The organism is Actinoplanes sp. CA-131856 (assembly GCF_050956135.1).
GTDB lineage: Bacteria > Actinomycetota > Actinomycetes > Mycobacteriales > Micromonosporaceae > Actinoplanes.
The window spans coordinates 9,861,165-9,879,109 of the sequence record NZ_CP191849.1 but is presented as its reverse complement, the minus strand read 5'-3'; the positions used below and the strand labels follow the sequence as shown (position 1 = coordinate 9,879,109).

20 protein-coding genes are annotated in these 17,945 nt (G+C 69.7%); 9 read left to right on the top strand and 11 right to left on the bottom strand.

Annotated elements, in window-relative coordinates; all coding sequences use genetic code 11:
• The first annotated feature begins 58 nt into the window (after window positions 1-58).
• From ACQP2X_RS45430 to ACQP2X_RS45415, 4 genes are read left to right on the top strand one after another with little or no spacing between them, the layout of a single operon-like run.
• A complete protein-coding gene (locus ACQP2X_RS45430; RefSeq protein WP_498692381.1) occupies window positions 59-952 on the top strand; it encodes a G5 domain-containing protein in 894 nt (297 codons plus the stop codon).
• Window positions 953-955: 3 nt separating this feature from the next.
• Window positions 956-1,693 (top strand): class I SAM-dependent methyltransferase, encoded by a 738-nt coding sequence (locus tag ACQP2X_RS45425; protein WP_498692380.1) that lies wholly within the window; start codon window positions 956-958, stop codon window positions 1,691-1,693.
• Window positions 1,684-2,514 (top strand): nucleotidyltransferase domain-containing protein, encoded by an 831-nt coding sequence (locus ACQP2X_RS45420; RefSeq protein WP_498692379.1) that lies wholly within the window; start codon window positions 1,684-1,686, stop codon window positions 2,512-2,514. The genes ACQP2X_RS45425 and ACQP2X_RS45420 overlap by 10 nt, the downstream gene beginning before the upstream one ends.
• A complete protein-coding gene (locus ACQP2X_RS45415; RefSeq protein WP_498692378.1) occupies window positions 2,511-3,239 on the top strand; it encodes a Type 1 glutamine amidotransferase-like domain-containing protein in 729 nt (242 codons plus the stop codon). The genes ACQP2X_RS45420 and ACQP2X_RS45415 overlap by 4 nt, the downstream gene beginning before the upstream one ends.
• Here the strand turns inward: ACQP2X_RS45415 and ACQP2X_RS45410 are convergent.
• Together ACQP2X_RS45410 and ACQP2X_RS45405 are read right to left on the bottom strand one after the other, a co-directional pair.
• Window positions 3,236-3,598 (bottom strand): PH domain-containing protein, encoded by a 363-nt coding sequence (locus ACQP2X_RS45410; protein WP_498692377.1) that lies wholly within the window; start codon window positions 3,596-3,598, stop codon window positions 3,236-3,238. The two genes, ACQP2X_RS45415 and ACQP2X_RS45410, sit on opposite strands and share 4 nt — an antisense overlap.
• A gap of 23 nt (window positions 3,599-3,621) precedes the next feature.
• Complete coding sequence (locus ACQP2X_RS45405; protein WP_498655441.1) at window positions 3,622-3,948, bottom strand: 4a-hydroxytetrahydrobiopterin dehydratase; 327 nt, start codon at window positions 3,946-3,948, stop codon at window positions 3,622-3,624.
• Between the two features lie 183 nt (window positions 3,949-4,131).
• On the opposite strand from ACQP2X_RS45405, the gene ACQP2X_RS45400 reads away from it, so the two are divergent.
• Entirely contained in the window at window positions 4,132-4,557 is a 426-nt protein-coding gene (locus ACQP2X_RS45400; protein ID WP_498692376.1) for a (deoxy)nucleoside triphosphate pyrophosphohydrolase, read from the top strand.
• On the opposite strand, the gene ACQP2X_RS45395 is transcribed toward ACQP2X_RS45400, so the two are convergent.
• Window positions 4,543-6,075: a long-chain-fatty-acid--CoA ligase gene (locus ACQP2X_RS45395; protein ID WP_498692375.1), complete on the bottom strand. Its 1,533-nt coding sequence runs from the start codon at window positions 6,073-6,075 to the stop codon at window positions 4,543-4,545. The genes ACQP2X_RS45400 and ACQP2X_RS45395 overlap by 15 nt on opposite strands.
• Entirely contained in the window at window positions 6,072-7,244 is a 1,173-nt protein-coding gene (locus ACQP2X_RS45390) for an acyl-CoA dehydrogenase family protein (RefSeq protein ID WP_498692374.1), read from the bottom strand. The genes ACQP2X_RS45395 and ACQP2X_RS45390 overlap by 4 nt, the downstream gene beginning before the upstream one ends.
• Before the next feature lie 64 nt (window positions 7,245-7,308).
• On the opposite strand from ACQP2X_RS45390, the gene ACQP2X_RS45385 reads away from it, so the two are divergent.
• The 4 genes from ACQP2X_RS45385 to ACQP2X_RS45370 are packed head-to-tail and all read left to right on the top strand — an operon-like array spanning window position 7,309 to window position 11,051.
• Complete coding sequence (locus ACQP2X_RS45385) at window positions 7,309-7,932, top strand: TetR/AcrR family transcriptional regulator C-terminal domain-containing protein (RefSeq protein ID WP_498692373.1); 624 nt, start codon at window positions 7,309-7,311, stop codon at window positions 7,930-7,932.
• Window positions 7,932-9,341: an aldehyde dehydrogenase family protein gene (locus ACQP2X_RS45380; protein WP_498692372.1), complete on the top strand. Its 1,410-nt coding sequence runs from the start codon at window positions 7,932-7,934 to the stop codon at window positions 9,339-9,341. The genes ACQP2X_RS45385 and ACQP2X_RS45380 overlap by 1 nt, the downstream gene beginning before the upstream one ends.
• Entirely contained in the window at window positions 9,338-10,426 is a 1,089-nt protein-coding gene (locus ACQP2X_RS45375; protein WP_498692371.1) for an alcohol dehydrogenase catalytic domain-containing protein, read from the top strand. The genes ACQP2X_RS45380 and ACQP2X_RS45375 overlap by 4 nt, the downstream gene beginning before the upstream one ends.
• 43 nt (window positions 10,427-10,469) lie before the next feature.
• Entirely contained in the window at window positions 10,470-11,051 is a 582-nt protein-coding gene (locus tag ACQP2X_RS45370; RefSeq protein ID WP_498692370.1) for a DUF6886 family protein, read from the top strand.
• Window positions 11,052-11,193: 142 nt separating this feature from the next.
• Here ACQP2X_RS45370 and ACQP2X_RS45365 read toward each other — a convergent pair whose 3' ends face one another.
• The 7 genes from ACQP2X_RS45365 to ACQP2X_RS45335 form a co-directional block, all read right to left on the bottom strand.
• Window positions 11,194-11,787, bottom strand: a complete 594-nt coding sequence (locus ACQP2X_RS45365) for a TetR/AcrR family transcriptional regulator (RefSeq protein WP_498692369.1) — start codon at window positions 11,785-11,787, stop codon at window positions 11,194-11,196.
• Between the two features lie 22 nt (window positions 11,788-11,809).
• Window positions 11,810-13,012 carry an acyl-CoA dehydrogenase family protein gene (locus ACQP2X_RS45360; protein WP_498692368.1) on the bottom strand — a complete coding sequence of 401 codons (1,203 nt, stop codon included), beginning with the start codon at window positions 13,010-13,012 and terminating at the stop codon, window positions 11,810-11,812.
• Window positions 13,012-14,007, bottom strand: coding sequence for a phosphotransferase family protein (locus tag ACQP2X_RS45355; RefSeq protein WP_498692367.1), 996 nt, complete (start codon window positions 14,005-14,007; stop codon window positions 13,012-13,014). Before ACQP2X_RS45355 ends, ACQP2X_RS45360 begins: the two co-directional genes overlap by 1 nt.
• On the bottom strand, window positions 14,004-14,780 hold the full coding sequence (locus ACQP2X_RS45350; protein ID WP_498692366.1) for an SDR family oxidoreductase: 777 nt from the start codon (window positions 14,778-14,780) through the stop codon (window positions 14,004-14,006). The genes ACQP2X_RS45355 and ACQP2X_RS45350 overlap by 4 nt, the downstream gene beginning before the upstream one ends.
• Window positions 14,777-15,520: an SDR family oxidoreductase gene (locus tag ACQP2X_RS45345; protein WP_498692365.1), complete on the bottom strand. Its 744-nt coding sequence runs from the start codon at window positions 15,518-15,520 to the stop codon at window positions 14,777-14,779. The genes ACQP2X_RS45350 and ACQP2X_RS45345 overlap by 4 nt, the downstream gene beginning before the upstream one ends.
• Window positions 15,521-15,591: 71 nt before the next feature.
• The gene (locus ACQP2X_RS45340; RefSeq protein WP_498701261.1) at window positions 15,592-16,860 is read right to left on the bottom strand and encodes an ABC transporter substrate-binding protein; all 1,269 of its coding nucleotides are present in this window, start codon (window positions 16,858-16,860) and stop codon (window positions 15,592-15,594) included.
• 40 nt (window positions 16,861-16,900) lie between these two features.
• On the bottom strand, window positions 16,901-17,941 hold the full coding sequence (locus tag ACQP2X_RS45335) for a branched-chain amino acid ABC transporter permease (RefSeq protein WP_498692364.1): 1,041 nt from the start codon (window positions 17,939-17,941) through the stop codon (window positions 16,901-16,903).
• Window positions 17,942-17,945: the final 4 nt, after the last annotated feature.

The window sequence follows — 17,945 nt, the reverse complement described above, 5'->3', positions numbered from 1 at the left end:
CACAATGCCTAAGGTGCAAAACCAGACAACTAGTGACTCTTTACAGCAACTGCTTGAAATGCCACGAAAGTCTTGGTGGGCCCGGCTGCCGTTCGGTGTCCGCATGGCGGCCGGCGGCGGCGCGCTGCTGGTCGTGACGTCCGCCGCGGTCGGCGGTGTCGCCGCCCTGACCAGGGACGACCCCGCCGCGCCGCGCATCGTCACCGCCGTCGGACAGGCCGCCGCCTCTCCGGCCCCGCACGATCCGCAGGCGCCGGCCCCAGTGGCTCCGCACCATGCGAAACCCCAGTACGACGCCGCGGCCAGCCTGCCCCGCGTGAACGACCAGGCCGACCGCACGGCCACCCGGACGCCCAAGCAGGCGCCGGCCCGGGTCGCCGTCCCGCCGTCCAAGCAGGAACAGCAGTCGCCGCCTCAGCAACAGCTTCCGCAGCAGCCGCAACAACAACAGCCGCCTGCGGTGGCCGCCGGCGATCCGCGTCCCGTGCTGACCACCCGCACGGAGACCGAGACACGGGAGATCCCGTTCCAGACCCGCCTCGTGCGCGATCCGTCGCTGCCGCGGGGCGCCCGCAAGATCCAGACCGCCGGTGTTCCCGGCGAGGAGACCCTGCGTTACCTGGTCACCTTCACCGACGGCAAGCAGACCGAGCGCCGCCTGCTCGACAGCACGATCACCAAGCAGCCGCAGCACCGCGTGATCGCGTTCGGCTCGCGGAGAGGCCCCGGTGGCGGTCCTGGCGGAGGCGTGGGAGGTCCGGGTATGGGCCACCGCCCGCCGAAGGGATGCGACGACTTCTGCCTCCCGCTCGGCCGGTCGGCCGACTGCCGGCAGGAGAGCGCCGTCCAGCTCGGCGGCTCGGTCACGATCCTCGACCAGGACATCGCGCTGCTCGACGCCGAGTCGCTCGGAAATCTCGGATGCGGTCCGAAGTGGGCGCCCACAAAATAGGGCGTGACCTTCGACGAGCTTCTCGCTGAGGCCGCGGCCGTTCCCCTCGAGGGCTGGGATTTCTCCTGGTTCGACGGCCGCGCCACCGAACAACGCCCGTCGTGGCATTACGCCGATCGCGTCGCCGATCGGCTGGCCCGGGCGACGTCGGCGATGGACCTGCAGACCGGCGGGGGCGAGGTCTTCGCGTACGCCATCGGCAAGGCCCCTGGAAATCGCCGGCTCATCGCCACGGAGGCCTGGCAGCCGGAGGTGGCCGCGCGCCATCTGGCGGTTCCGGTCGTCCGGGCCGATGATCACCTTCCCTTCGGCGACGCCACGTTCGACCTGGTGGTGAGCCGTCACCCGGTGAGCACGCCGTGGGCCGAGATCGCCCGGGTGCTGCGACCGGGCGGCGTCTTCCTGTCCCAGCAGATCGGCCCGGGCAGCAACCGCGAGCTGTCGGAGGCCATGCTCGGGCCCCTTCCGCCTCCGGCGAAGAACCACCCCGGGCAACTCGCGGCGGCGGCTGAGGGCGCCGGGTTCGAGCTTCTCGACGTACGGGCGGAGCGGCTCCGCGCCGAATTCCATGACATCGCCGCCGTCGCGTATTTCCTGCGTAAGGTGATCTGGACCGTGCCCGGCTTCACCATCGAGAAATACCGCGACCGGTTGCGGGCCGTCCACGAGGAGATCACCGTGAAGGGCGTGTTCGTCTCCCACGCGACCCGCGTGCTGATCGAGGCGCGACGATGGCCCTGACCGACGCCCAGCTGACCGCGATGGCCGCCGAGCTGATGCTCGTGCCCGGCATCACCGCGGTGGTGCTCGGCGGCAGCCGCGCCCGGGGCACACACACGCCCGACTCCGACACCGACCTCGGGCTCTACTACCGGCACCCGCTCGACATCGATCGGCTGACCGCGGCCGCCCGCGCCATCGCCGGCCCGTCGGCCCAGGTCACGGCGCCCGGCGGCTGGGGACCGTGGGTGGACGGGGGCGGCTGGCTCGAGGTCGGCGGCGACGCGGTCGACCTGATCTACCGCGACCTCGACCGGGTCACCGCCGTCTGCGAGGGCGTCGAGCAGGGCCGGTACGCGTTCCACACGCAGGCCGGTCATCCGCTCGGGTTCGCCGATCACGCGTACGCCGGGGAGGTGGCTCTGGCCCGGGTCCTGGCCGACACAGGGGAGCTGGAGGAGCTGCGCAAACGCCTGCGGGTCTATCCGCCGGCACTCTCGCGCGAGCTGGTGGCCGGGCTGTGGGAGGCCGACTTCCTGATCATGATCGCTCGTAAGGGCATACCGCGCGGCGACAGCGCGTACGTCTCCGGTTGCCTGTTCCGCCTGGCCGGAGTGTGCGCGCACGCCCTGCACGGCGCGGCCGGCCAGTGGCTGATCAACGAGAAGGGCGCGGTCGCCGCCGCCGGCGCGCTGCCCGGCGCTCCCGAGCATTTCGCCGAGCGGGTCGACAAGGCCTTCGCCGCCGTCGACGGCGATCCGCTGCGCCTGCGACTGGCCATCGACATCGCCGCCGACCTCGTGCTCGACACGGCCGACGCGTGCATGAGGATGGTGCCATGACCGCCGACGAGCCCACCATCCTCGCCACGAGCGCCTTCTTCGAGGTCGGCCGCTTCGGCGACTTCGCCTGGCGTCCCGGCAAGATCCACCGGTTCGCGGCCGAGCTGGCCAACGTGTCACAGCCCCGGATCTGCTTCCTGACCCAGGCCAGCGGCGACTTCCCGCAGGTCATCGGCGCGCATTACGCGGCGTTCGCCCGCACCGAGTTCGCCGCCTCGCACCTCCAGCTCATCCCGATGCCGAACGTGGCCGACATCCGGTCGCACCTGCTGGAGCAGGACATCATCTGGGTGCACGGCGGCAGCGTGGCCAACCTGTGCGCGCTGTGGCGGGTGCACGGCGTCGACGAGATCCTGCACGAGGCCTGGCAGGCCGGCGTGGTGCTGGGCGGCGTCTCGGCCGGCTCGATCTGCTGGCATCAGGGCGGCAGCACGGACAGCTTCGGCCCCGACCTGCGGGCGTTCACGGACGGGCTGGGCTGGCTGCCGTACAGCAACGGCGTGCACTACGACGCCGAGGAGCAGCGCCGGCCGAAGATGCACGAGCTGATCGCCGACGGCACCCTGGGCGACGGCTACGCCACCGACGACGGCGCCGCACTGGTCTACCGGGGCACGACCCTGGCCGAGGTCGTCGCCGACCGGCCGGGCCCGCGCGGTTACGCGCTGCGGCGCCGGGACGACGGCTCGGTCGAGGAGACGCCGCTGCCCACGAGGGTGCTCTAGCTGGCGTAGTGCAGGATCACGTTGTGCACGTGGTGGGTCTTGTCGGACCCGCGGAACTCGACCTCGTACGTGTGCGTGCCGACCGTGATGGCGATCGTGCCGGTCGAGAAGAACTGGCCGGCCCAGCTCTTGTTGCTGACCACGCTCACGCTGCTGACCTTCGAGTACGGGATGCTCGTGATCGCGAAGCGCTTACCGACGAAGGACTTGTCCTGGATGATGATGCGGCGGTTGGTCAGCCCGATGAAGCCGGTGCCGGCGCCGATCGCGTCGTAGACGGCGATGATCGTCTCGCCGTCGAGCAGGCCGCTCTGCACCTGCTCGTACTGGCCCTTGCTGTCGTAGATCACTTCGCTCATGGCGCGAGCGTAGCGACAACGGGCTATTGCGGGTTGGTCAGCTGCGTATCGGTCACCGTGCGGTAGAAGTCCTCGATCCGGGCGGCTAGGGTGACCTCACCGTCCGTGAGGGCGTCGCCATCTCGGTCACCGAGGCAGATCTGAGTGTGACCGTTGGTGCGCCGGATGTTGGGTTGAATGCGTAGTGTGTCCGCTGCCACCTTGATCCGTTCCGTCAATGCGGCATGCTGACTGTCGTCGCACGCGAGATCGCGCCGCAGCTGGACGCCGTCGCGCGTCCACTCGCTCAGCACGGTCAAAGCATCAGTCAGGTAGTCGGAGCGGTTCACTCGCTGTCTTCTGGCCCGCATCGCCCATCCCCCTAGGCGTCGTTGCCGGCTTGTGGCCAAACTGTCGCCGTGTCGTCATGGTCGGTGCCTCACAGTCTTGCTCTCCAGGACAAGCATGTCCACGCCCACATATATGTGTTTGCGTGACGATCGGGACGGCTCGGGCACCCGGAACGGCAAACTTTTGTGGAAAGCTCTGATCTCATGCGGCCGGAACAGGATGTCAAGTCACCTAAGTCACGCAGAGTCATCGTGGCGGCGGTGATCATCAGCGACGGCCGGGTGCTGGCGTGCGAGCGGTCGGCGCCGCCCGAGGTCGCGGGCCGCTGGGAGTTCCCCGGGGGCAAGGTCGAGCCGGGCGAGACCGAGGAGCAGGCCCTGGTCCGCGAGTGCGTCGAGGAGCTCGGCGTGCGGGTCGAGGTCGGTGGCCGGGTCGGGCCCGACGTCTCCCTCGCGCACGGCCGGGCCGTGCTGCGGGTCTTCAGCGCCCGGCTGCTGGGCGGCGACATGCCGCGGGCGCTGGAGCACACGTCCATGCGCTGGCTCGGTGTTGACGAGCTGGACAGCGTGCACTGGCTGCCCGCGGACAAGCCGATCGTCGCGGAGCTTCCCGCTCTACTGAGCGTCTGAGCCGTACGTCTTGCGAAGCTCCCGCTTGAGGACCTTGAAACTGGGACCGAGCGGGAGCGACTCCGCGAAGCGGATCTTGCGGGGATATTTGTGCTTGCCGAGCTTCTCGCGGGACCACTCGATCAGCTCGTCGGCCGACACCGTGCCTGGGTCGGCAACGACCACCGCGCAGATCTCCTCGCCGTGCACCGCGTCGGGCACGCCGATCACGGCCACCTGCTGCACGGCCGGATGCCGGGCCAGCGCCTCCTCCACCTCACGCGGATAGACGTTGAAGCCGCCCCGGATCACCAGGTCCTTCTTGCGGTCGACGATCGCGATGAAGCCGTTCTCGTCCTTGGTGCCGAGATCGCCCGTACGGAACCAGCCGTCGACGACGGCTTCCTCGGTCGCCGAGGGATTGTTCAGATAGCCGGCGAAGACGTTGTGACCGCGGATGACGATCTCGCCGAGCTCGCCGTCGGGCAGCAGCTCGATCCGCTCGTCGATCTCGGGCCGGGCGATCTCGACCTCCACACCCCAGATCGGGTGCCCGACCGTGCCCGGCTTCGTGCCGAACGCGGGCTGGTTGGTGGTCGCCGTGGGCGAGGTCTCCGAGAGGCCGTACCCCTCGAAGATCTCGGCCTTGAAGGTCTCGTTGAACTTCTCCAGCACGGCCACCGGCAGCGAGGCGCCGCCCGAGACGCAGAGCCGCAGCTCGGGGAGCGCCTCGGCCTTGGCCGCGGCCTCCAGCAGCCCGATGTACATGGTCGGCACGCCGTGGAAGATGGTCACGTTCTCCTTGACCATCAGCTGGATCGCGGCCTCGCCGGTGAAGCGGGCCAGCAGCACGAGGGTGCCGCCCATGCGGAAGGTGCCGTTCATGCCGACGGTCTGGCCGAAGGTGTGGAACAGCGGCAGGCAGCCCATCGTCACGTCGTCCTCTTTCAGATCGTGGATGTCGAAGACGTTCACGATCGTGTTCATGACGAGGTTGAGGTGGGTCAGGAGCGCGCCCTTGGGCTTTCCGGTGGTGCCGCTCGTGTAGAAGATGACCGCGACGTCCTCGGCCTCGCGGCTGACGTACGTCCGTAGCGGTGTGGTGACGGCCTCTTCGAGCCGGTCGATGCCCGGCACGGCAGGTCCGACCGACACCACGTCAACCTCGGCGATCTTGGAGGCCGCAACGGCGTTCTCCAACTGCGACGAGTGGGCGACCAGCAGCTTGGCGCCGCTGTCCTTCAGGACGTACGCGTTCTCCTCGGGCGTGAGGAGTAGGTGCATCGGCACGATCGTGGCCCCGACGGCCAGCGTGGCGTAGTAGACGCGGGGGAAGTCGGCGAGGTTGGGAATCTGGATGGCGACCACATCGCCGGGGCCGATTCCCTTCGCTTGAAGAGCCGACGCGTACGCCAAAGTCTGTTGCCAGAGATCGCGGTAGGTGATGCGCTCGGTGGTGACGCTGTCGACCACCGCGATTTTGTCGGGATATCTCCGTGCCGCCTCGGCCAGAACGGTAGCCAGCGACAAAACGGTCATGCCAGGTGCCCTCCGATCTTCGTGTACCCGCGGAGCAGGTCCCGCGAGATGATCAGGCGCTGCATCTCGTCGGTGCCCTCATAGATACGCATAAGTCGCACCTGGCGGTACCACCGTTCGATCGGAAGCTCTCGCGTATATCCCATGCCGCCGTGGATCTGCATGACCCGGTCGACGACCTCGTTGACCATCTTCGCGCCGTAGAGCTTGGCCATCGAGGAGGCGTGCCGGGGGTCCCAGCCCTGGTCGACCGTCCAGGCCGCGCGCAGGATGAGCCAGCGGGCCGCTTCGATCTCGACCTCGGAGTCGGCGATCATCCACTGGATGGCCTGGTTCTCGCCGATCTTCTTGCCGAAGGTCTCGCGGGTGTTGGCGTACTCGAGGGCCATGCCGAGCGCCCGCTCGGCGATGCCCAGGGCGTTGGACGGGATCAGGTACCGGCCCTTGCCGATCCACTTCATGCCCAGCTCGAAGCCCTGACCGATCTCACCCAGGATGTTGCGCGCCGGCACCCGGACGTTGTCGAAGACCAGCGCCGCCGGCCCGCCCTCGCCCATGGTCTGGATGAACTCGGAACGCCAGCCCATGGCGCGGTCGACCAGGAACGCCGTGGTGCCGCCGCCGCGGACGCCCTTCTCCCGGTCGGTGACCGCGACGACGATGACGAAATCGGCGTCGTTGCCGTTGGTGATGAACGTCTTCTCGCCGTTCAGCACCCAGTCGTCGCCGTCCTGGCGGGCGCTGAGCTTGATGTTCGCCGCGTCCGAGCCGGCGCCGGGCTCGGTGATGGCGAAGCAGGAGATCCGTTCGCCCTCGATCGTCGGGATCAGGAACTCCCGCTTCTGGTCCTCATTGGCGTAGTAGAGGATGTTGTCCGCCTCGCCGCCGAACTTGAACTGGACGAAGGTGCGGCCCACCTCGGTCCAGATCAGCGACTGCATGACGGCCGGGAGGTTCATCCCCCCGTACTCCTCCGGTGTGGAAAGGCCCCAGAAGCCGAACTTCTTGGCCTTCTGCTGTAGCTCGCGCAGCTCGCTGAGCTCGAGCCCGGGCTGGTGGCGCCGCTCGCGGAGCAGCGCCTCCTGCTCCAGCGGCATGACCTCGCGGGTGATGAACTGCCGGGCGGTGTCGCGAATCGCGCGTTCCTCGTCGGTGAGCGAGAAGTCCATGTGCTTTAAACTAGCGGTGTAAGTTTTTACACGTCCAGTGCTGATTTTCTCGGGGAGATCGTTTATGGCGCGGCCGCGACAGGTTCTGTTGACGCGGGAGCGGATCGTCGAGGCGGCCTCGGCCCTCATCGACGCCGAGGGGCTCGACGCGCTCTCGATGCGCCGGCTCGCCACCGACCTGGGCGTTCAAGGGCCGTCGCTGTACAACCACTTCGCGACCAAGGCCGAGATCATCGACGCGGTGGCCGACGCGGTAGTGTCAAAAGTAGATTTGTCGGCCTTTGGGGCTTATGAATGGCCGGACGCCTTGCGGCGATGGGCCAAGTCCTACCGAGCGGTGCTGGCCGAACACCCGAACATCGTGCCGGTGCTGGCCCAGGGCCCCGGCCGCCGTCCGGCCGGCCTGGCCATGGCCGAGGCCGTCTACGGCGCGCTGGTCGAGGCCGGGTGGAGCTATGCGCGGGCCACACACATCGGCGCGCTCATGCGCTACCTGGTCACCGGCTCCGCGCTCGGCTCGTTCGCGCTGGGCTTCGACGTGGATCCCCAGCTTTACGAACGTTATCCACACCTGCACCACGCCCCGCTTCTGGCGGAGCATCATGAAGCCGTGGACGAAGGCGCCTTCGAACTCGGTCTGGACCTGCTGATCACCGGCCTCACGGCCCGACAAGAGGGGACCCGCTGATGACATCGCTCGATCGCCCGCACCTCTACCTCGGTGGGGAGTGGGCCGCGCCCACCTCCACCGAGACGATCGCTGTGGAAAACCCGGCGACCGAGGAGGTCCTGGCCCACGTTCCGGCCGGCACGGCGGAGGACGTCGATCGCGCGGTCACCGCCGCCCGGGCCGCCTTCGAGGGCTGGGCGGCCACGCCGATGGCCCAGCGGGCCGAGGTGCTCGACCGGTTGCACACGTCGCTGTCGGCCCGCGCCGGCGACATCGCCAGGACCGTCGGGCTCGAGCTGGGCACGCCGGTCAAGGTCGCCCAGCGGGTCCAGGCGGGACTGCCGCTTGCGGTCCTTCGGGGGTACGCCGACATGGCCGCCCGCCCGGTGGAGGAGAAGACGATCGGCAACTCGCTGATCGCGCACGAGCCGGTCGGCGTGGTCGGCGCCATCACGCCGTGGAACTACCCGCTCCACCAGGTCGTGGCCAAGGTCGCGGCGGCCCTGGCCGCCGGGTGCACCGTGGTGCTCAAGCCGAGCGAGCTGACGCCCCTGGTGGCGTACCTGTTGGCCGACGCGGCCGACGAGGCGGGCGTGCCGGCCGGCGTGCTCAACCTGGTGACCGGCACCGGCCCGGTGGTCGGCGCGGCCATCGCCGGACACCCCGATGTGGACATGGTGTCGTTCACCGGCTCCACGGCGACCGGCAAGGCCATCACCCACGCGGCCGCCGACCGGGTGGCCAAGGTCGCCCTGGAACTGGGCGGCAAGTCGGCGAACGTCATCCTGGAGGACGCCGACGTTGCTCGCGCGGTCAAAGTCGGCGTCGGCAACGCCTTCCTGAACTCGGGGCAGACCTGCACGGCCTGGACCCGCATGTTGGTGCATCGCGACCACTACGACGAGGCGGTCTCGCTGGCCGCCAAGACCGCTTCCGGCTACACCGTGGGCGACCCGTTCGACGAGGGGACGCGGCTCGGGCCGCTGGTCTCGGCCGCGCAGCGTTCGCGGGTCGAGGGCTTCATCTCGCGAGCATCCGCGCGACTGGTGGCGGGCGGGCTCGAGGCACCGGTCCCGTCGACCGGACATTTCGTCGCGCCGACCGTCTTCGCCGACGTCGACCCCGACAGTGAACTGGCCCAGGAGGAGATCTTCGGCCCAGTGCTGTCGATCATCCCATTCGGGTCGGACGACGAGGCGGTGTCGATCGCCAACAACTCTCGTTACGGCCTGGCCGGTGGCGTGTGGGGTTCATCCGAGCGGGCCCTGGCCGTCGCGCGCCGCCTGCGCACGGGCGCGGTCGACGTCAACGGTGGTGCGTTCAACCCGTTCGCGCCGTTCGGTGGTTACAAGCAGTCCGGTGTCGGCCGCGAGCTGGGCGAGTTCGGTCTCGCCGAGTTCCAGCAGGTGAAGGCGATCCAGCGATGACGGCGTGGTTCAACGGACTGGTCCTGCGCGAGCCCGGGGCCCGGCCCGCGGTGGCCGAGCTGCACCTGCCCGAGGTGGGGCCGGGCCAGGTGCGCATCAAGGTGCGAGCGGCCGGCGTCTGCCACTCCGACCTGTCCATGGTGAACGGAACCATCCGCCCCTCGTACCCACTGGTCCTCGGCCACGAGGCGTCGGGTGAGGTGGTGGAGGTCGGCGAGCGGGTCACGCGGGCCGCGGTGGGCGACCACGTGGTGCTGAACTGGCAGCCGGCGTGCCGCAACTGCTGGTTCTGCGACAACGGCGAGCCGTGGCTGTGCTCGACGTCGTCCGGGGTGGCCTCGCTGGAGAACGGCGTCACCCTGGACGGCGTGCCGGTGCACGTGGGCCTGGGCCTGGGCGCGTTCGCCGAGCAGGTGGTGGCCCCGGAGAACGCGGTGGTCCGGGTGCCGTCCGAGCTCGACTTCGAACGAGCGGCCCTGCTGGGCTGTGGCGTCCTGACCGGTTTCGGCGCGGTCCGCAACACGGCACAGGTCGCCGCCGGCGAGTCGGTGGTGGTGATCGGCCTGGGCGGCGTGGGCCTGTCGGTGGTGGCGGCGGCCCGGGCCGCGGGCGCGTCCGACGTGATCGCGGTGGACGTCTCGGAGTCGAAGAAGGGCCTGGCCGAGTCGGCCGGCGCCACCGACTTCGTGGTCTCCTCCGACACCCTGTCGCGAGAGATCCGGGGCCGGACGTCGGGCCGGGGCGCCGACCACGCTTTCGAGTGCGTGGGCCGGGCGGCCACGATCCGGGCGGCGTGGCGGGCCACCCGCCGGGGCGGCAAGGTGACGGTGGTGGGCATGGGCTCGAACGACGACCAGGTGTCGCTGTCGGCCCTGGACATCTTCTCGTCCAACCGGACGCTGCGCTCCTCGGTCTACGGCCAGGCCGACCAGGACGTCGAGATTCCGGCCTTGGCCGCCGGCGTCCTGTCCGGCCACATCACCCTCGACCACCTGATCACCGACCGCATCACCCTGCCCGAGGTCCCCGACGCGTTCGACCGCATGTCCCGCGGTGAGGGCGCCCGCTCGGTCGTCGTCATCTGATATTCGGCGGCCCCGGGTCGCGTCCATGCGGTAGGACCGTGGGATGCGACCCGAGGCCGGCCAGGTGCTGCACTTCTCCGAGGATCCGACGATCGAGCTGTTCGTCCCGCACGTCGCGGCGACGGCTCAGCAGTCCGAGGCGTATGTCTGGGCCGTCGGACACGATCGCGCGCCCGACTATTGGTTTCCAAGACAGTGCCCGCGGGCCATGGCGTGGGTGGCCAAGGGAACGTCCGATGAGGACCGGGAAAGAATCATCGGCGCCGGCTGCGGAAATCGGGTCCACGCCATCGAGTACGCCTGGTGGGACGCGATGCGCACGACGACGTTGTACGCCTACCGGTTGCCGTCCGCCCCGTTCCACCCGATCGACGACACGGACGAGCCACCCGCCGTGGTGGCCACGGAGCCGGTGCGCCCGTTGGCCCCACCCGAGCCGGTCGGCAACCTGATCGACTGCCACGCCGCCGCCGGCATCCAGCTGCGCCTGCTGCCCAACCTGTGGCCGTTCTGGGACAGGGTCATCACGAGCAGCCTGGGCTTCAGCGCCATCCGCCTCCGCAACGCCAGCCCCCACCCCAACCCCGACCCGCCCACCTACTTCGCCGCCCGCAACTCACGCTGACAGCCCGAAGCGCGCCAGGCGCGGCTCACGCCGACAGCGCGGCTCACGCCGACAGCGCGCCCTTTTGCCGCGCCCTTTTGCCGCGCGCCCCTTGCCGCGCGCCCTTTTGTCGAGCGGCGAGCGCTGATGAACCGGGCGCGGCCTATGTTGAGGGCGCGGCCTGGAGGAGGGACGTGATCGTGCGGGACAGGGCGGCGCGGGCCGCCGGGACGGACAGGTTCATCGTTTCGCGCCACGTGGACCAGGTCGGCCACATGCTGATCGCGGTGAGGGCGTTCAGCAGCTCGTCGTTGCCGTCGACCTCGACCGCGAACAGCGTGCCCAGCTCGGCGCGGACCCGTTCCACGTGCAGCTGGCGATAGCGCCGCAGCGTCTCGGAGAACGGCTCCTTCAGCGCGGCCGCCTTCGCCGTCGGGCCGATCTGTTCGAGCAGGCGGGTGCGCTGCCGGCAGTACGCGTCGATGCGCTCGGCCAGTGGCAGCTCGGGCGAGACGGGGCGGTGCGCCGCGTCCCGGATCTCCAGTACGCGGCGCCCGCTCGCCGTGAACAGCGCCTCCATGTCGGCGAAGTGGCTCCACAGGGCGCGCAGCGACACCCCGGCCTGCTTGGCGATGCGGTCGGCGGTCGGCCGCAGGTCGCCCTCGCGGATCAGCTGGAGGTGGGCGTCGACTATCGCGTTGCGGGTCCGCTCCGACCGGGCGGTCCGCCCGTCGACGCGCTGGGGTGCCGGGCTCACAGGCCACCCCGAACTGTCTGGCTCACGTGGCGCTCCGGTAGCGGTTCAGCTCCCGTCGGGCCAGGGAGCGCTTGTGGACCTCGTCGGGCCCGTCGGCCAGGCGCAGCGTACGCGCGGCCACCCACAGAGCCGCGAGCGGCGTGTCCTGGCTCGTGCCGGCGGCGCCGTGGGCCTGGATGGCCTTGTCGACGATCCACTCGACGGTCGACGGCACGATGATTTTGATGGCCTGGATCTCGGTGTGCGCACCCTTGTTGCCGACCGTGTCCATCAGCCACGCGGCCTTCAGCACCAGCAGGCGAGCCTGCTCGATGCGCACCCGCGACTCGGCGATCCAGTCCTGGATCACCCCCTGCTCGGCCAGCGGCTTGCCGAACGGCGTGCGGGTCAGCGCCCGCCGGCACATCAGCTCGAGCGCCCGCTCGGCCATGCCGATCAGGCGCATGCAGTGGTGGATGCGGCCGGGGCCGAGGCGCGCCTGCGAGATGGCGAAGCCGCCGCCCTCCTCGCCGATCAGGTTGCTCACCGGCACCCGAACGTTGTCGAAGATCAGCTCGGCGTGGCCGCCGTGGTCGCCGTCGCTGTAGCCGAACACCGTCATGCCGCGCTTGACCGTGAGGCCGGGTGTGTCCCGGGGGACCAGCACCTGGCTCTGCTGCACGTGCCGGGCCGCTTCGGGGTCGGTCTTGCCCATCACGATGAAGATCCGGCAGTTCGGGTTCATGGCGCCGGTGATGTAGAACTTGTGGCCGTTGATGACGTACTCGTCGCCGTCGCGCTCGATGCGGGTGCCGATGTTCGTGGCGTCCGACGAGGCGACCTGCGGCTCGGTCATCGCGAAGGCCGACCGGATCGTGCCGTCGAGCAGCGGCGTCAGCCACTGCCTCTTCTGCTCGTCGCTGCCGAACTCGGCGAGCACCTCCATGTTGCCGGTGTCCGGCGCCGCGCAGTTCAGCGCGGCCGGCGCGATGGCCGGACTGCGGCCGGTGATCTCGGCCAGCGGGGCGTACTGAAGGTTGGTCAGCCCGGCGCCGTGCTCGCCGGGGAGGAAGAGGTTCCACAGGCCGGCGCTTTTCGCCGCGGCCTTGAGGGTTTCCAGAATCGGCGGCGGCTCCCAGCCGTCGCCGCTGTGATAGCCCGCCTCGGCCGGGTAGACGTGCTCGTCCATGAAGGCGAGCAGCCTTTTGCGGTAGTCCTCGGTCTGAGCGTCGAAGCCGAAGTCCATCAGTGTCCCTCCAGCGCCTCGTGGCCCCGCATGACCAGCGGGCCGACAAGGTTGCCGATCGTCTCGAAGCCCTCACCCACGGTCTGGCCCTGAACGTAGCGGTAATGCACACCCTCGAGGATCACCGCGAGCTTGAAAGCGGCGAATCCCACATACCAGTGGAGATCACTCACATCGCGCCCACTGCGCTCCGCGTAGCGGGCACCCAGCTCGGCGATCGTCGGATGGCCGGGCACTCTCAGCGGCGCGGTCGGCCGGCCGTCGCCACCGGTGTTCAGCGGCAGCCCGGCGTAGGTGATCATCAGCGCGACATCGCTGAGCGGGTCGCCGAGCGTGGACATCTCCCAGTCGAGCACCGCGTTGACGCCCAGGTTGTCGCCGATCAGCACGTTGTCCAGCCGGAAGTCGCCGTGCACCACGGCACCCGGGCCGCCGGCCGGGATGTCCACCGCGAGCCGGGCGTGCAGCTCGTCGATGCCGGCCACGTCGCGGCTGCGCGACGCGTCGAGCTGCTTCTTCCACCGGTTCACCTGGCGCGCGTTGAAACCTTCCGGCTTCCCGAAGTCACCGAGACCGATGGCGTACGGATCGAGGCCGTGCAGATCGGCCAGGGTGTCCACGAGCGACAGGACCAGGCCGCGCATCGCCTCGGGGCCGAGCGCCTGGAGGTCGGCGACGTCGCGGTAGATCCGCCCGTCGACGTGCTCCATCAGGTAGAACGGCGCCCCGATGACCTCGGTGTCGGAGCAGAACAGCACCGGCCGCGGCGCCGGAAAGCCGGCCTTGGACAACGCCTCCAGCACGCGGTGCTCCCGCGCCATGTCGTGCGCGGTCGGCAGCACGTGCCCCAAGGGCGGTCGGCGCAGCACCCAGCGGTTCTCGCCGTCGGTCACCGCGTACGTCAGATTGGAGCGCCCGCCGGCGAACATCCGCCCGGTGAGCTCCTTCTCCGATCCCAGGTATCCCCGCAGACGTTCGAGGTCGAGTCCTTTCACCGGCTGCTCCCTTCGAAGGCCCTCTGCATCTTGTTCATGCCCCCGAGCCAGCGATCGGTGTCGTTGGCCCGTAGACGATAGAACTCGGCCACCTCGGGATGGGGAAGGATCAGGAAGCTGTCGCCTTTCAGCGCCTCGGCCACGATCGTCGCGACCTCGGCCGGCTCCATGGCGCTCTCGGCGAGCAGGGCGGCGCTGGCGCTGCCGCGCTCGCTTCCACGGGTCAGCATGTCGGTGCGCACGCCCTGCGGGCACAGGGCCTGCACGGTCACGCCGCGATGGGAGTACGTGGCGCGCAGCCACTCGGCGTAGGCCAGGGCGGCGTGCTTGGTCACCGCGTAGGGCGCGCTGCCCAACAGCGACAGGAGGCCGGCGGCGCTCACCGTGATCACCAAACGCTTGGGTTCGCCCTGGTCGAGCCACCGGGGCAGCAGGGCCCGGGTGACGTAGACGTGCGACATCACGTTGACGTTGAAGTCGCGCAGCCACACCTCGTCCGGCGTGCTCTGGTCGCCGGCCGTCAGCACGCCCGCGTTGGCGCAGAACAGGTCGATCCCGCCCAGCTCGGCCCACGCGGTCTCGATCAGGTTGCGGGTGTCGTCCTCGTTCGCGGCGTCGCCGGCGACGGCCAGGCCGCCGATCTCGCTCGCGACCGCCTGGGCGGCGTCCGGGTCGAGGTCGTTGACGATCACCTCGGCCCCGTCGGCGGCGAACCGGCGGGCCAGGGCGGCGCCGATGCCGCCACCGGCGCCGGTGACCACGACTCGTTTCACTGGACGCTCCCGGTCAGCGTCACGCCGCCGTCGATGACGACCGTCTGCCCGGTGATCCAGGCCGAGTCGGGCGAGCAGAGGAAGGCGACCGCGCCGGCCACGTCCTCCGGCACGCCGAGCCGGGCCAGCGGATAGGCGGCCGCGACCTTCTCCTCGCGACCGTCGTACAGCGCCGACGCGAACCTGGTCTTGACCACGGCCGGGGCGACCGCGTTGACCCGGACCTTGGGCGCCAGCTCGACGGCCAGCTCCTCGGTCAGGTGGATCAGCGCGGCCTTGGTGACCCCGTAGAACGCGATGCCCGGCGACGGGCGGACGCCGGAGACCGACGAGATGTTGACGACCGCCCCGCCCTCGGACAGCCCGCCGCGCAGAGCCTCCTGCACCCAGCCGAGCGTGCCGATGACGTTCACCTCGAAGATCTTCCGGGCCGCGTTCAGGTCGATCGTGCCGAGCGGCCCGTACACCGGGTTGATCCCGATGTTGTTGACCAGCGTGGTGACCGGCCCGAACTGCCCGAGCACGGTGTCGATCACGGCGGCCCGGTGATCGGGGTCGTCACCCTTGCCGGCCACCCCGATCGCCACGTCGGGCCCGCCCAGATCCTTGGCGGCGGTGTCGAGCGCTTCCGCGTCCCGGCCCGTGATGCACACCTTGTATCCGTCGGCCACGAAGCGTTGCGCGATGGCGAACCCGATTCCCCTGCTGGCTCCGGTCACGATCGCCACTTGGTCCGCCATCGCCGCTCCTCAGTTTCTCTATTTGCACTACTCGTGCAGACACTAATTAGCAGTTGCCGTCGCCGCCAACCTTAGGCAGCGGGGATGCCGTTCTGCGGCGGGGTCACCGCGGGTGCTTCATAGACCTCCACCGCTCCGTCGCCGTCGTCGGTGCGGTACGGCTTGCCGAAGAACTGGGCCTTGCCGCCGGCGATCTTGGTGAGCTGCTGACCGGCGTACCCGGAGTGGTCCTTGTCCGAGTAGCGCACCGGCACCAGGCCCGGCCCGGTGAAGCCGCCCTTCTGCACGGCGGCGATGATGCCCTCGCGGGTCAGATCCTTGCCGGCCGCCTGGAGCGACTGGACGAACAGGTACGCCACGGACATGCCGTACACGACGTTGTTGTCGAACTCGGCGCCGCCGTTGTACTCCTTGTTGACCTTGGTGTAGAGCTGGATCCACGGGTTGGCGTCGTCGTTGGCCAGCGGCAGGTAGTTCGCCGCCACGACACCCTCGAGCAGCGGCGCGGCCGCGCCGAGCGTCTTGGCCAGCGTGGTCGGGTCGGAGCCGACGTTGCTCACCACGTACTGCGGCTTGAACCCGAGCTTGGCGCCGGTGCCGATGGTGAGCGCGGTGAAGCCGGGCACCGTGGCCAGCATGACCACCTGGCAGCCGGCCGCCTTGAGCGCGCCGACCTGAGGTCCGACGTTCGGGTTGGTCGTCACGTAGGACTGCTTGGCCGCGACCGCGCCGAGCACCTTCTCGATGCCGGCCAGGCTGTCCCGGCCGAAGTCGTCGTCCTGGCCGAGGAAGCACACCTTCTTGCCGGCGTGGTTCTCCTTGACGTACGTGGCCAGGATCTTGCCCTCGACGGTGTAGTCGGGGTTGAAGCCGAAGGTGCCCGGATATTTGTCGGGCTGGTTCCAGCTGCGGCTGCCGCTGGCCACGAAGAGGTCGGGCACCCGGTTGGTCTTGAGGAAGTCGAGCACGCCGGTGTGAGTCGGGGTGCCGAGGCCGTTCAGGATCGCGAAGACCTTGTCCTGCAGCACCAGTTGACGTACGACCTGCTGGGTGTTGGCCGGGTTGTAGCCGTCGTCCATGATCTTGTAAGTGATCTTGCGGCCGTGGATGCCGCCGTTCGCGTTGACGTAGTCGAAGTAGGCCTTGGTGGCCGGCGCGATCTTGGAGTACCCGGCGGCGGCCGGGCCGGTGAGCGGCATGTGCGTGCCCACCACGATCTCGGTGTCGGTCACTCCCGGCGTGTTTCCGCCGCCACTGCTGCCATTACTGTCGTCCCCGTTGCTGCAACCGGCCGCAACCAGCAGCAGGGCGGCGAGGACGATCGCGGTGGTGCGTTTCATCATCGGCCTTTCTGAGCGCAGATCTCAGGGATTTCGGGGGTTACGAGCCCGCTCGGTGCGCGGGTTTCCTGCTGAGGCGAGCCCGCCAGGAGCGCGGAAGTCGCAGTGACGCGAGGCCGCCCGGGGCGGCGAGCATGACGACGACGAGAACGACGCCGAAGAAGGTGAGGGCGAGGTTGCCCTCGAGCCGCTGAGAGCCGGAGGCCTCGCCGATCTCGTGAGCGACGGCGGGCAGCGCCACCAGCAGGAAGGCGCCGATCACGGCCCCCGACAGCCGGCCCAGGCCGCCGATCACGATCGCCATCACCAGGAAGAGCGAGAGCGTCAGCGGGAAGGCGCCCGGCGACACGCTCTGAGCGAGGACGGCGAACAGCGCGCCGGCCAGCCCGGCGCAGGCGGCCGAGATCACGAAGGTCCAGACCTGCGTCCGCGCGATGCTGATGCCGGCCAGCTTGGCGGCGGTCTCGTCGTCGCGCACGGCCCGCATGTCCCGCCCGAACCGGCCGCGCGTGATCAGCGCGAGCGCCAGCACGGTGACCAGGGCGCCACCCCAGCAGACCCAGGCCTGCCACTGCTCGACGGTCATCGACTCGGGCGGCGGGTTGAGGATGACGGACAGCCCCTGATCGCTGTTGAACGTCTCGTCGAACGTGCTGGTGATGGACGGGACGACCACGGCCACGGCCAGCGTGAGCCCAGCCAGATAGGGCCCTCGCAGCCGGGCCGCCGCGAGCCCGATGACCAGCCCGGCGACGGTGGTCACCAGGATCGCCACGATGATGCCGACCGCCAGCAGGTTGAACTTGTTCTGCCAGAGCGCCAGCGTGTAGGCCCCGGTGGCCATCAGGGCGCCGTGCCCCAGCGACAGCTGGCCGTTGAGTCCGGTCAGGACGGTCAGCCCGGCGGTGACGCAGAGATAGGCCCCGATCGTGGCCAGCTGATAGATCCGGAACGGCGGCAGCGTGTACGTCAGCACGACCACCACCACCGCGCCGAGAGTGACCATGAGGAACGGGTTGAGCCGCCGCCGAGCCGCCGGCGCGATCATCCGGGTGGTGACCCGGTCTCGGAGCACCGTCATGCTG